This window comes from Trichococcus sp. TS_SC_9 (assembly GCF_056156325.1).
Genome location: NZ_CM149591.1, coordinates 505,950 through 519,471, shown reverse-complemented (window position 1 = coordinate 519,471; position 13,522 = coordinate 505,950). Strand labels below are relative to the sequence as shown.

Sequence of the window (13,522 nt, the reverse complement as noted above, 5' to 3'; positions counted from 1 at the left end):
ATTTACATGAGAGTTTGATCCTGGCTCAGGACGAACGCTGGCGGCGTGCCTAATACATGCAAGTCGAACGGTCTTTTCTATGGAAGCTTGCTTCCACTGAGAAGATAGTGGCGGACGGGTGAGTAACACGTGGGTAACCTGCCCATAAGAGGGGGATAACATCCGGAAACGGGTGCTAATACCGCATAGTTTTCTTGATCGCATGATCGAGAAAGGAAAGACGGCCTTTGTGCTGTCGCTTATGGATGGACCCGCGGCGTATTAGTTAGTTGGTGAGGTAATGGCTCACCAAGACGATGATACGTAGCCGACCTGAGAGGGTGATCGGCCACATTGGGACTGAGACACGGCCCAAACTCCTACGGGAGGCAGCAGTAGGGAATCTTCCGCAATGGACGAAAGTCTGACGGAGCAACGCCGCGTGAGTGAAGAAGGTTTTCGGATCGTAAAACTCTGTTGTCAGAGAAGAACAAGTTGGAGAGTAACTGCTCCAGCCTTGACGGTATCTGACCAGAAAGCCACGGCTAACTACGTGCCAGCAGCCGCGGTAATACGTAGGTGGCAAGCGTTGTCCGGATTTATTGGGCGTAAAGCGAGCGCAGGCGGTTCCTTAAGTCTGATGTGAAAGCCCACGGCTCAACCGTGGAAGGTCATTGGAAACTGGGGAACTTGAGTGCAGAAGAGGAGAGTGGAATTCCATGTGTAGCGGTGAAATGCGTAGATATATGGAGGAACACCAGTGGCGAAGGCGACTCTCTGGTCTGTAACTGACGCTGAGGCTCGAAAGCGTGGGGAGCAAACAGGATTAGATACCCTGGTAGTCCACGCCGTAAACGATGAGTGCTAAGTGTTGGAGGGTTTCCACCCTTCAGTGCTGCAGCTAACGCATTAAGCACTCCGCCTGGGGAGTACGGCCGCAAGGCTGAAACTCAAAGGAATTGACGGGGACCCGCACAAGCGGTGGAGCATGTGGTTTAATTCGAAGCAACGCGAAGAACCTTACCAGGTCTTGACATCCTTTGACAATCCTAGAGATAGGACTTTCCCTTCGGGGACAAAGTGACAGGTGGTGCATGGTTGTCGTCAGCTCGTGTCGTGAGATGTTGGGTTAAGTCCCGCAACGAGCGCAACCCCTATTGTTAGTTGCCAGCATTCAGTTGGGCACTCTAATGAGACTGCCGGTGACAAACCGGAGGAAGGTGGGGATGACGTCAAATCATCATGCCCCTTATGACCTGGGCTACACACGTGCTACAATGGATGGTACAACGAGCAGCAAGACCGCGAGGTCAAGCGAATCTCTTAAAGCCATTCTCAGTTCGGATTGCAGGCTGCAACTCGCCTGCATGAAGCCGGAATCGCTAGTAATCGCGGATCAGCACGCCGCGGTGAATACGTTCCCGGGTCTTGTACACACCGCCCGTCACACCACGAGAGTTTGTAACACCCGAAGTCGGTGAGGTAACCTTTATGGAGCCAGCCGCCTAAGGTGGGACAGATGATTGGGGTGAAGTCGTAACAAGGTAGCCGTATCGGAAGGTGCGGCTGGATCACCTCCTTTCTAAGGAATATAATGGAATCCTTGCTTGGTTCAATCATTCTTTGTTCAGTTTTGAGAGATCAATCTCTCAAGCAAGACAATTTGTTCTTTGAAAACTGAATACTACAAAAATAAAGTAAGAAACCTAAACATTTTACCGCGTTTTAAGTTAACTTAAATGAGTTTTTAACGAAATAAGTTAGCAAGCCAGCAATGGCGAGCTTAACCATAGGTTAAGTGAATAAGGGCGCACGGTGGATGCCTAGGCACTAGGAGCCGATGAAGGACGGGACTAACACCGATATGCTCCGGGGAGCTGTAAGTAAGCTTTGATCCGGAGATTTCCGAATGGGGCAACCCAATATCTTTGATAGGATATTACGTTACACTGAATACATAGGTGTATCGAGGAACACGCAGGGAACTGAAACATCTCATTACCTGCAGGAAGAGAAAGAAAATTCGATTCCCTTAGTAGCGGCGAGCGAAACGGGAAAAGCCCAAACCAAAGAGCTTGCTCTTTGGGGTTGTAGGACTGGGACATGAGACTGCAATGGATAGCAGAAGCCAACTGGAAAGTTGCGCAAAATAGGGTAATAGCCCCGTATGCGAAATCCAAATCAGCTCTACCAGTATCCTGAGTACGGCGGAACACGAGAAATTCCGTCGGAATCCGGGAGGACCATCTCCCAAGGCTAAATACTCCCTAGTGACCGATAGTGAACCAGTACCGTGAGGGAAAGGTGAAAAGCACCCCGGAAGGGGAGTGAAACAGTACCTGAAACCGTGTGCCTACAAGTAGTCAAAGCCCGTTAATGGGTGATGGCGTACCTTTTGTAGAATGGACCGGCGAGTTACGATTTCATGCAAGGTTAAGTTGCAAAGACGGAGCCGCAGCGAAAGCGAGTCTGAATAGGGCGAATAAGTATGAGGTCGTAGACCCGAAACCAAGTGACCTACCCATGTCCAGGTTGAAGGTGCGGTAATACGCACTGGAGGACCGAACCCACGCACGTTGAAAAGTGCGGGGATGAGGTGTGGGTAGCGGAGAAATTCCAATCGAACTTGGAGATAGCTGGTTCTCTCCGAAATAGCTTTAGGGCTAGCCTCGGATATGCGAATCATGGAGGTAGAGCACTGTTTGGACTAGGGGCCCTTCTCGGGTTACCGAATTCAGATAAACTCCGAATGCCATTGATTTAGATCCGGGAGTCAGACTGCGAGTGATAAGATCCGTAGTCAAAAGGGAAACAGCCCAGACCACCAGCTAAGGTCCCAAAGTATCTGTTAAGTGGAAAAGGATGTGGGGTTGCATAGACAACTAGGATGTTGGCTCAGAAGCAGCCATCATTTAAAGAGTGCGTAATAGCTCACTAGTCGAGTGACCCTGCGCCGAAAATTTACCGGGGCTAAACAGATCACCGAAGCTGTGGATGGAACCTTCGGGTTCCGTGGTAGGAGAGCGTTCTAAGGGCATCGAAGCCAGATCGTGAGGACTGGTGGAGCGCTTAGAAGTGAGAATGCCGGTATGAGTAGCGCAAGACGGGTGAGAATCCCGTCCACCGAATAACTAAGGTTTCCTGGGGAAGGCTCGTCCTCCCAGGGTTAGTCGGGACCTAAGCTGAGGCCGATAGGCGTAGGCGATGGACAACAGGTTGATATTCCTGTACCAGTTGCTTTTGTTTGAGCGATGGAGGGACGCAGGAGGCTAAGGAATGCACACGATCGGAAATGTGTGTCCAAGCAGCAAGTCTGAGAACGAGTGAAATGCTTTTTCTCTTAAGGACAAGCTGTGATGGGGAGCGAAATTTAGTAGCGAAGTTCCTGATGTCACACTGCCAAGAAAAGCTTCTAGTGAGAAAGTAACTGCCCGTACCGCAAACCGACACAGGTAGTTGAGGAGAGAATCCTAAGGTGTGCGAGAGAACTCTCGTTAAGGAACTCGGCAAAATGACCCCGTAACTTCGGGAGAAGGGGTGCTGACCGCAAGGTCAGCCGCAGTGAATAGGCCCAAGCGACTGTTTATCAAAAACACAGGTCTCTGCAAAATCGAAAGATGACGTATAGGGGCTGACGCCTGCCCGGTGCTGGAAGGTTAAGAGGAGAGGTTAGCGCAAGCGAAGCTTTGAATTGAAGCCCCAGTAAACGGCGGCCGTAACTATAACGGTCCTAAGGTAGCGAAATTCCTTGTCGGGTAAGTTCCGACCCGCACGAAAGGCGTAACGATTTGGGCACTGTCTCAACGAGAGACTCGGTGAAATTATAGTACCAGTGAAGATGCTGGTTACCCGCGACAGGACGGAAAGACCCCATGGAGCTTTACTGCAGTTTGATATTGCGTGTTTGTATCACATGTACAGGATAGGTAGGAGCCAATGATACCGGGACGCCAGTCTCGGAGGAGGCAACGGTGGGATACTACCCTTGTGATATGACCACTCTAACCCGCTGCTCTTAGCGAGCAGGGAGACAGTGTCAGACGGGCAGTTTGACTGGGGCGGTCGCCTCCAAAAATGTAACGGAGGCGCCCAAAGGTTCCCTCAGAATGGTTGGAAATCATTCGTAGAGTGTAAAGGCAGAAGGGAGCTTGACTGCGAGACCTACAAGTCGAGCAGGGACGAAAGTCGGGCTTAGTGATCCGGTGGTTCCGCATGGAAGGGCCATCGCTCAACGGATAAAAGCTACCCTGGGGATAACAGGCTTATCTCCCCCAAGAGTTCACATCGACGGGGAGGTTTGGCACCTCGATGTCGGCTCATCGCATCCTGGGGCTGTAGTCGGTCCCAAGGGTTGGGCTGTTCGCCCATTAAAGCGGTACGCGAGCTGGGTTCAGAACGTCGTGAGACAGTTCGGTCCCTATCCGTCGCGGGCGTTGGAAATTTGAGAGGAGCTGTCCTTAGTACGAGAGGACCGGGATGGACACACCGCTGGTGTACCAGTTGTTCTGCCAAGAGCATCGCTGGGTAGCTATGTGTGGACGGGATAAACGCTGAAAGCATCTAAGCGTGAAGCCCCCCTCAAGATGAGATTTCCCATCACTTTAAGTGAGTAAGACCCCTGAGAGATGATCAGGTAGATAGGTTGGGAGTGGAAGTACAGCGATGTATGGAGCGGACCAATACTAATCGGTCGAGGACTTAACCAATTTTTAAAAGATGAAAACTCAAGCGGTGTTTTCGGGTTCCCTTTAAATTTGTAGATTCAGTTTTGAGAGAACAACGTTCTCTTGAAAAATGTGCGGTGACGATGGCAAGAAGGTCACACCTGTTCCCATCTCGAACACAGAAGTTAAGCTTCTTAGCGCCGATTGTAGTGAAGGGTTTCCCTTTGTGAGAGTAGGACGTTGCCGCGCAAACGAAAAGCAAGCATGCAGGATATTCCTGGTGCTTGCTTTTTTTTGCGTTATTTCGGATTAATCCCAGTTATTGACTTTGTTTCCCGAACAGCTGTACGGCATACAGAAATTCACCGTCATAATGGACGCCGATGCCTACCTCTAGGAAATCGGGATGAATCATATTGGCGTAATGCCCTTCGCTTTCCACCCATCCATCGAACAAAAATTCGGCCATACCTTCTTCGTCCTTGAAAAAGGTCGCCATTGCCAGATTTTCTCCGACCGTTTGATAAGGGTACCAGAAAGCATCGGTCTGGATGACCGTGTAAAAATCAGTTCCATCCGGCCGGGTGTGCGAAAACGATGTCTGGGTTTCGATGGCCCGATGATCGGCCGCCGCTTTTAGGGTTTCATTTTTCGTCAGGGGAAGCAATCCTTGCTCCAGGCGAAGCTCATTAAGCAAGACCATGATTTTGTCTTCCACTAGGGCATAGTCGATTTGATTAGGTCGGGTGAAGGGCGCAATGAGCAGGTCGACGCCTTCAGAGCTTGTCAGCACTTGGATTTTCTCGGCCACATCCGTTTGGACTGTTTGCTCGAGAAACGGAAATTTTTCGTTCAACGCATTACGGTTTATTCCGTATCCAACGAACAACGCGGCTATGCCAGTGAACAGCAGGCCTCTAATGAGTCGCATCCGCACCGCTCCTTTCTTATTTTTGAATGGTTTATTAATGGGGAATATCCGGCAGATTTAAGTATGTTTCCATTATAGTCAATCTTCCGTGAAATGTCCTGAAGAAAGGCTAGAATTCGTTTTTTGTCGGATAGTTTGTTAAGATGAGGGTAATAATCGGAAGTAAGCAACTTGTTGTGGGCTGATTGTTGGAAGGGGAATTGCTATGAACAAAAAGTTGGGATTGCTGTTTATTTTTTGCGCTAGTGTCTTTGCTGCATGCCAAAATGAGACCGAAAGTTCAACCGTAAATTCTGTTTTGAGCGAAGAATCATCTTCTGTTGCTGCTGAGTCCGAGGAAAGTGTTGCTAAAACAATCATCTTTTCAAGCGGCGTAAAGGATGGAATCACCAGAGGAGATAAGTATAACTATTTTGCTTTAGAAGGTACCGCTGAAGGGTTTGATCAAGTGACGACCCTCATAGAAGGAACGGCTATCGATTACCGCGAGACGAACAACGTGTGGGAGTTCGATTATCCGTATCAAGGCCCCGGGATCGAAACGGAAATTACTTTCACGACGGATACATCTGTCAGCTATGGCGATACCGGCATCAATCTGGATGATCTTGCTCCTGAAAGCTATGTCACCATAACTTTTATGCCCAATGAGAACCCAACGATAACCCCACCTGCTTTTACGGTCAATGAAGGCGAAGCGCAAAACTTTTTGAGCGACGATTCTGGGATAAATGAATTGGTTACGGTGACGGAGATCCGAGAAATAGATGGGCTGGAAGAACTCAATCCGCTTGGAGCAAAACTGTTGGAAGTGGAAATACAATACGTCAACAACGGCAACGTTGATACCTATATCGCGCCCAACTACTTTTTGGCACTTGATGGTGAAGGGAAAAGCCTGCCATTGCGCTATACCCATTTTTGGCTGCATACTGTCGCACCGGGGGAGTCCTTCACAGAAAAGGCTTATTTTGACCTCACCAGCGAAGGGCCGTACGCCATCCAGTTTTTTGATGGTGCTTGGATCGACAGCGAGGAAGCTGGCGGTACTGTCAATGACCTCTAGCTGAACGAAGGCTATCGAAAAACTACAGAAATTGTCTGGTTTTGGGATTGTGATAATTAATGGATAAAAGGAAACAGCCTTGTGCAGCGAAAGCTGGACAGGGCTGTTCTTACGTTTTCTGAGGTACGGCTGCAAAAATAGTGCGCTACTTTTAAGTACGGACGACCAAAACATCACACGGTGCATGACGGACCACATAGTTAGAGACCGATCCAACAAAAGCCCTGGTGATCGCACCTTTGCCGGTTGCTCCGATGACAATAAGATCGATATTGTATTCTTTTGGAAATGCTTCAGCGATCAATGTCATTGGGTTGCCGTTGGTTACAGACTTTTTGATTTCAATCCCTTCATTTGTAGCGAATGTCATCATTTCATCGAGGAATTCGTATTCCATGTCCTTGTATGCTTCCGTCAATCTGGATTCATATTCAGGGCTAAGCGGAACATTGCGTGTGTCCTTGACGTAGATAAGGTGTAACGCGGCGTTATTGCGTTTGGCAATGGCAACAGCTTTTTTGAACGAATCTTCTGACTGACCTGAACCGTCAACGGGGACCAAAATATTTTTGTATTCTGCTAACATTTCTACCCGCTCCTTTTTGAATTTGTTCAGAAAACGCTTCCTACATTCATTCTACAACAACAAGGTTTGAAAAGGAAGCCGGGAACCGGTGACAAAAATGAGAATTATTTGGCAGAACTATTAAAAAGAAATGAAGCATGCTAAAATAAGTTTACGAAACAAGAGAGGATTGAAGACGGATATGGCGGAAACGAACCAAGAGCGGGATATCAGATATTGCAGGCAGACGAAGGTGATTCAGACGCACCATGTCTTTCCGTTCGATTCAAATTACCACGGTACTTTGTTCGGTGGTAAGCTGATGAGCATGATCGATGATTGTGCGGCAATTTCTGGGGAGCGTTTCGGTCGTACGACCAATGTGACTGCATCTGTGGATACGTTGAACTTCCTCAAGCCGCTTCCGACAGGGCATTCGGTCTGCATCGATACGTTTGTGTCAGGAGCAGGCAAGACTTCCATGGAAATCTTCACCAAAGTGACCGGGGAGAATCTTCGGACGGGGGAACGTTACTTGGCGGCAACCTGCTTTCTGACCTTCGTGGCGCTCCCAGATGAAAATGGGGATAAAGTCTGTCTGCCGAAAATCGTACCAGAAACGGTCGAGGAAAAATTCATCAACAGCGGATATGAGGAAAGACGGCAAAAGCGGAGAGCCGATCTGGACTACCAAAAAGAGCTGCATGAACATCTCACGATAGAAATACCTTGGGCAGACTAACATTTGCAGGCAGAAACAGCATGGAAAGAAATACATACAAATGATGGAGCAGGAGTGTGTCAACGTGTCGAAAACTAACGGAAAAGATTTATTGGGTCAGCCATTTTTGAATAAAGGGACCGCATTCACTTTAGAAGAACGGGCAACATTGGGATTGGAAGGGTTATTACCGACCGCTGTCCGTACATTGGAAGAGCAGGGAGAGGTTGTCTATGCGCAATTGGGCCAACTGACCGATGCCTATTCCAAACAGAAGCATCTGATGAATATCTACTCTCAGAACCGCGTGCTTTTTTACCATGTCATCGGCAAACACGTGACGGAGTTGTTGCCGGTCATCTATACGCCGACCATCGCCGATACGGTCATGAATTATTCGCGGGATTACCAGATTCCCCAGGATGCGGTCTATTTGGATGTGAATCGTCCGGAAGCTATCCGCAGCGCATTGCTGAACGGCAGCAAAGGCATGGATGATGAAATCAAAATGATGGTCATCACGGATGGCGAAGGGGTGCTGGGCATCGGCGATTGGGGCATCCAGGGCATCGCGATTTCGGTCGGGAAACTGGCCGTCTACACCGTCGCTTCGGGATTGAATCCGCAACAGGTGTTGCCGATCGTGATCGATGCGGGCACAAATAACCAAGAGCTGCTGGAAGATCCGTTCTACCTAGGCAACAAGCACAAACGTGTGACCGGAGAGGCTTATTACCCATTCATCGAAACGTTCGTTGAAGAGGCTTCCGCGCTGTTCCCGGATGTGTTGTTCCACTGGGAAGATTTCGGCCGCGACAACGCCGCCAATATACTGGAACAGTACCGCGATAAGATCTGCACGTTCAATGATGACATCCAAGGGACCGGCGTGATGATGTCGGCTGCGATGGATTCGGTGGTCAGGGTTACTGACAAGCCGATCACGGAACACAAAATCCTCGTTTTCGGAGGCGGAACTGCCGGCGTCGGCGTTTCCGACCAAATCCTCATGGAGATGCTGCTGCAAGGTGCCGACAGCGAAGAAGCCCGCAAACAGTTTTACATGGTCGATCGCTATGGTCTGGTCACTGAGGGTATGACGGACCTGACGCCGGGCCAGCAAAAATATGCGCGCGTCGCGGATGAATTCCCTACACAGCTGACCGATTTGGCTGAAATCATCGATGCCGTCCAACCGACCGTATTGATTGGCACTTCAGGCCAAGCCGGTGCCTTTACGGAAGCAGTCGTCCAGAAGATGGCAGCATACAATGAACGTCCGGCCATCATGCCGATTTCCAATCCGACCAGATTATGCGAAGCAAAGGCTGCGGATGTCATCGCTTGGTCCGAGGGAAGAGCGTTGGTCGTCACCGGTAGCCCATCCGATCCGATCGCATACAATGGCGTGAACTATAAAATCGGCCAGGCGAATAACGCCTTATTGTATCCGGGCTTAGGCTTTGGGATCGTCATCGCAAAAGCGAAGACAGTAACGGACAGAATGCTGTCCGCTGCAGCGCACGGCATCACTTCCCTACAGAACTTGGAGGAAGCGGGAGCAGCGATTTTGCCGCCGGTTTCCCAGTTGCGCGAAGCATCGAAATTGGTTGCGGCTGCCGTCATACAGGCAGCCATCGAAGATGGCGTAAATGGCGTTGAAATAACGGACCCGATGGAAGCTGTTGAAGCTGCCATCTGGAAAGCGGAATATTAAGACAAAAAGCACATTGAAAACGGAAGAAACGACAGGAAGGAACGGGATGAATGGAATATCGGATTGAACATGACTCATTAGGGGAAGTAAAAGTAGCAGCGGATAAATTATGGGGTGCACAGACACAGCGCAGTCTGGAAAACTTCAAAATCGGAATCGAAAAGATTCCGATGGAAGTCATCTATGCATTAGTCGAAATCAAGCGGGCTGCCGCAGCCTCAAACCATGAAGTCGGTTTGTTGGACGAGACCGTTGCAAAGGGCATCCTTTTGGCGGCTGACGAAGTGCTTGAAGGAAAGTGGGACGATCAATTTCCGTTATCCGTATGGCAGACCGGAAGCGGCACGCAATCCAACATGAATGTGAACGAAGTGCTGGCGAACCGAGGCAACCAGCTTATTGACAGCGGCATCCATCCCAACGACCACGTAAACAAAGGACAAAGCTCCAATGACACATTCCCGGCTGCCATGCACATTGCCGGTGTCCTGTACATAAAAAATAAACTGCATCCGGCGATTGAACAATTGATCGGCACACTGACCCGCTTGGAGCAGGAAAATGCGGCGATCGTCAAATTGGGCCGTACCCATCTGCAGGATGCGACGCCATTGACATTAGGCCAGGAAATCAGCGCATGGCGCGTCATGCTTGAGGAAACCAAGTCCATGATCGAGGACTCCTTGAAATACATGCGACAAGTAGCATTAGGCGGGACAGCGGTCGGAACAGGATTGAACGCCGATCCAATCTTCATCCAAAAAACGATCGAAAAGGTTGCGGAACGCACAGGCGAGCCCTTTGTCGGAGCAGAGAATAAATTCCATGCGCTGACAAGCAAGGATGCTTTCGTGCATACACACGGGGCAGTCAAAGCGTTGGCGGCCAATTTCTACAAGATTGCAAATGATGTCCGTTGGCTGGCAAGCGGTCCGAGAAGCGGAATCGGCGAAATCAGCATCCCGATGAATGAGCCAGGAAGTTCGATCATGCCCGGGAAAGTCAACCCGACGCAATCCGAAGCCGTAACGATGGCCTGCATCCAAGTGATGGGCAACGACAGCGCCATCGGGTTTGCAGCTTCGCAAGGGTCTTTCCAGCTGAACACCTATATGCCGCTCATCGTGAACAGCTTCATGCAGTCTGTCCGCCTACTTGCGGATGCACTGATTAGTTTTGATGAAAACTGTGCGAGCGGGATCAAGGCGGAACAAGAAAAAATCAACCATAACCTGACTAATTCCTTGATGCTGGTGACTGCGTTGAACCCGTACATCGGCTATGAGAAAGCAGCCAAAATCGCCCAGAAGGCTTTCGTGGACGGCACTTCCTTGAAAGAGGCGGCTGTAGCGATGGGGCATGTCACTGCTGAAGAGTTCGATAAGTACGTGGATCCGATGAAGATGGTTTAATTTTTTCTGACGAAGTGCGGATCGGCAGGCAAATCCAGTCGATCCGTTTTTGTGGTCTATTGTTTTGAAACAGATCGAAAAAGGAGGTCAAGGCATGGATTTTACCTTGGAATTGATGAAGCACAGCGTTTTGGAAGGCAAAAGGATTTTGCTGCGTCCCGTCGGTTTGGCGGATGCTCCGGATATGTTCGCGTATGCTTCACATGAGGAAACGACCCGTTTTGTCTTCGAAACGCATCGAGATCAGGCGATGACGGAGGAAGCCATCGCGAATTACTTCATGGCGGCACCAGCGGGAAAGTATGCAATCGTAGTGAAGGACACTGAAAAAATGATTGGGACGATCGATATCCGTCCGAACCCGACCGACCGCATTGCGGAAATAGGCTACACCTTGAACAAAGCTTACCGCGGAAACGGTTATATGACGGAAGCCGGCAAGCTCATCACGGCTCTGGCTTTTGAAGTTTTGGAACTGGAAAAAGTCTTTGCGATGCATGACATCCTGAACCCAGCTTCAGGCGAGGTGATGAAACGCATCGGGATGCAACCGGAAGGAATATTGCGCAGACATAAAATTTTCAAAGGCCGCAGCTGCGATATGACTTATTACGGAATTTTGAAGGAAGAGTATTTCCGAAAAGCAAAGGAAGTCTGAACCGAAAAAAAGCATTGCTATTTCGGAGCGTTTCTCATACAATGATTAGTGATTGAACGTAAGGAACAGTAGATGGATGATGGGCAAAGAGAGTCTTTCCTAGGCTGGAAGAGGGACCCCCAATGATCCGTTGAACCTACCTGACAGTATGCCATAGAAATATGGCCGGTTTTCTACCGTTACCAGATGTTGAGTTGGGCTTTCGCCAATAATGAAGGCCAATGAAGGTGGTACCGCGGAAATACATCAGGAAAGTATATTTCGTCCTTGTTAAGGATGGATTATGCTTATTTTTTTGCAATCAAATAGAAAAAATATTTTAAAATCAGGAGGAAAAACATGAGTACCTTACAAAAAGAAGATTTTTCAGCATGGTATATCCAAACCATCAAACAAGCTGATCTGATGGATTATTCACCGGTACGCGGCTGTATCATTTTTAAACCGGACAGCTATGAAATCTGGGAACATATCCAGGAAGAATTCAACGCACGCTTCAAAGAGGAAGGCATCCGCAACGCCTACTTCCCGATGCTGATCCCGGAATCATTCTTCACAAAAGAAAAAGACCACATCGAAGGCTTCAGCCCTGAATTACCATGGGTTACGGAAGCAGCTGGCGAAAAATTGGAAGAACGTTTGGCATTGCGTCCAACATCGGAAACGATGATCGGGACGGCTTTCGGTGACTGGATCAATTCTTACCGCGATCTGCCGATGGAAATCAACCAATGGGCGAACGTGTTCCGTTGGGAAAAGAAAACCTTGCCGTTCTTGCGTACTTCCGAATTCCTTTGGCAAGAAGGACATACTGCCCATTCTGATGAAGAAGATGCGCGCCGTCGTACCATGCGTATGCTACAAGTCTACAAAGAAGTCATCGAAGGTTTGTTGGCAGTACCTGTCTACGAAGGGCAAAAAACGCCTTCAGAACGTTTCGCAGGTGCGGTTGATACCTACTCCGTAGAAGCGATGATGAAAGACGGAAAAGCAGTTCAGGCTGGCACTTCCCACTATATGGGCACAAAATTCGCAGAAGCATTCGACATCAAATATTTGAACCGCGATAACGAACACGTTTATGCGCATACAACTTCTTGGGGCGTCTCCACACGTTTGATCGGTGCAATGATCATGGTCCACGGCGATGAACAAGGATTGGTGTTGCCTCCTAAAGTCGCAGCGAAACAAGTCGTTTTGATGCCGGTTGGCCCATGGAAGAAGAAACCTGAAATCGTGGAACGTCTGGAAGTATTGCAAACAGAATTGAAGTCGGCTGGTATCCGCGTGTTCTTGGACGACAGCGACAACTCGCCTGGATTCAAATTCAACGAGTGGGAACTGAAGGGCGTACCGATGCGCATCGAATTCGGACCGCGCGATATGGAAAACAACCAAGTGATGGTGAAAATGCGTGACCTTTCCGACAAAGTGGCTGTATCCTTGGATGAGATCATGGACTTCGTGCCGAAGGCATTGGACGAAATGCAAGTCCGTCTGTTGGAAACGGCCTGTGAAAACCGCAAAGCCAATGAATACACCAACATCGATACGTTGGACGAACTGAAAGCACATATCGAAGCGAAGAAAGCGGCCGGGGAAGTGCCTGGATTCGTATTGGCAGGATGGGACGGCGAACTTGAAACCGAAGCGAAAATCAAAGAAGAGACTGGCTTCACGACACGCAACATGCCTTTCAACCCACCAGTCGAAAAAACAAACTGCATCGTATCAGGAAAACCAGCCAAACACACAGTCTGGTTAGCTAGAGCATACTAAAGGATACGATGAATTCCGTTCTACAATTCA

At 49.1% G+C, this 13,522-nt stretch carries 8 protein-coding genes and 3 rRNA genes; 9 read left to right on the top strand and 2 right to left on the bottom strand.

Annotated features, from left to right (window positions below; all coding sequences use genetic code 11):
* Positions 1-2: 2 nt before the first annotated feature.
* From AC0J5I_RS02330 to rrf, 3 genes are all read left to right on the top strand, one after another.
* Positions 3-1,561, top strand: a 16S ribosomal RNA gene (locus AC0J5I_RS02330).
* A gap of 210 nt (positions 1,562-1,771) precedes the next feature.
* Positions 1,772-4,685, top strand: a 23S ribosomal RNA gene (locus tag AC0J5I_RS02325).
* 91 nt (positions 4,686-4,776) lie between these two features.
* Positions 4,777-4,892 (top strand): 5S ribosomal RNA (gene rrf / locus AC0J5I_RS02320).
* The 16S, 23S and 5S rRNA genes sit together here, the layout of an rRNA operon.
* A 70-nt stretch (positions 4,893-4,962) precedes the next feature.
* On the opposite strand, the gene AC0J5I_RS02315 is transcribed toward rrf, so the two are convergent.
* The gene (locus tag AC0J5I_RS02315; RefSeq protein ID WP_107995462.1) at positions 4,963-5,574 is read right to left on the bottom strand and encodes a CAP domain-containing protein; all 612 of its coding nucleotides are present in this window, start codon (positions 5,572-5,574) and stop codon (positions 4,963-4,965) included.
* Positions 5,575-5,779: 205 nt separating this feature from the next.
* Between AC0J5I_RS02315 and AC0J5I_RS02310 the strand changes: the two genes are divergently transcribed.
* Positions 5,780-6,640, top strand: coding sequence for a hypothetical protein (locus tag AC0J5I_RS02310; protein WP_475303103.1), 861 nt, complete (start codon positions 5,780-5,782; stop codon positions 6,638-6,640).
* Positions 6,641-6,791: 151 nt separating this feature from the next.
* On the opposite strand, the gene AC0J5I_RS02305 is transcribed toward AC0J5I_RS02310, so the two are convergent.
* Complete coding sequence (locus tag AC0J5I_RS02305; RefSeq protein ID WP_068620806.1) at positions 6,792-7,226, bottom strand: universal stress protein; 435 nt, start codon at positions 7,224-7,226, stop codon at positions 6,792-6,794.
* A gap of 181 nt (positions 7,227-7,407) precedes the next feature.
* Between AC0J5I_RS02305 and AC0J5I_RS02300 the strand changes: the two genes are divergently transcribed.
* From AC0J5I_RS02300 to proS, 5 genes are all read left to right on the top strand, one after another.
* The gene (locus AC0J5I_RS02300) at positions 7,408-7,947 is read left to right on the top strand and encodes an acyl-CoA thioesterase (RefSeq protein WP_107995464.1); all 540 of its coding nucleotides are present in this window, start codon (positions 7,408-7,410) and stop codon (positions 7,945-7,947) included.
* Between the two features lie 64 nt (positions 7,948-8,011).
* The gene (locus tag AC0J5I_RS02295; protein ID WP_107995465.1) at positions 8,012-9,643 is read left to right on the top strand and encodes an NAD-dependent malic enzyme; all 1,632 of its coding nucleotides are present in this window, start codon (positions 8,012-8,014) and stop codon (positions 9,641-9,643) included.
* 50 nt (positions 9,644-9,693) lie between these two features.
* Positions 9,694-11,055, top strand: coding sequence for a class II fumarate hydratase (gene fumC, locus AC0J5I_RS02290; protein WP_475303092.1), 1,362 nt, complete (start codon positions 9,694-9,696; stop codon positions 11,053-11,055).
* Positions 11,056-11,149: 94 nt separating this feature from the next.
* On the top strand, positions 11,150-11,713 hold the full coding sequence (locus AC0J5I_RS02285; protein ID WP_107995467.1) for a GNAT family N-acetyltransferase: 564 nt from the start codon (positions 11,150-11,152) through the stop codon (positions 11,711-11,713).
* 339 nt (positions 11,714-12,052) lie between these two features.
* Positions 12,053-13,492 (top strand): proline--tRNA ligase, encoded by a 1,440-nt coding sequence (gene proS, locus AC0J5I_RS02280; protein ID WP_475303085.1) that lies wholly within the window; start codon positions 12,053-12,055, stop codon positions 13,490-13,492.
* Positions 13,493-13,522: the final 30 nt, after the last annotated feature.

Coding starts and splice junctions, on each gene's coding strand:
- AC0J5I_RS02315 (WP_107995462.1), bottom strand. CDS start 5,574: ATGCGACTCATTAGAGGCCTGCTGTTCACTGGCATAGCCGCGTTGTTC.
- AC0J5I_RS02310 (WP_475303103.1), top strand. CDS start 5,780: ATGAACAAAAAGTTGGGATTGCTGTTTATTTTTTGCGCTAGTGTCTTT.
- AC0J5I_RS02305 (WP_068620806.1), bottom strand. CDS start 7,226: ATGTTAGCAGAATACAAAAATATTTTGGTCCCCGTTGACGGTTCAGGT.
- AC0J5I_RS02300 (WP_107995464.1), top strand. CDS start 7,408: ATGGCGGAAACGAACCAAGAGCGGGATATCAGATATTGCAGGCAGACG.
- fumC (WP_475303092.1), top strand. CDS start 9,694: ATGGAATATCGGATTGAACATGACTCATTAGGGGAAGTAAAAGTAGCA.
- AC0J5I_RS02285 (WP_107995467.1), top strand. CDS start 11,150: ATGGATTTTACCTTGGAATTGATGAAGCACAGCGTTTTGGAAGGCAAA.
- proS (WP_475303085.1), top strand. CDS start 12,053: ATGAGTACCTTACAAAAAGAAGATTTTTCAGCATGGTATATCCAAACC.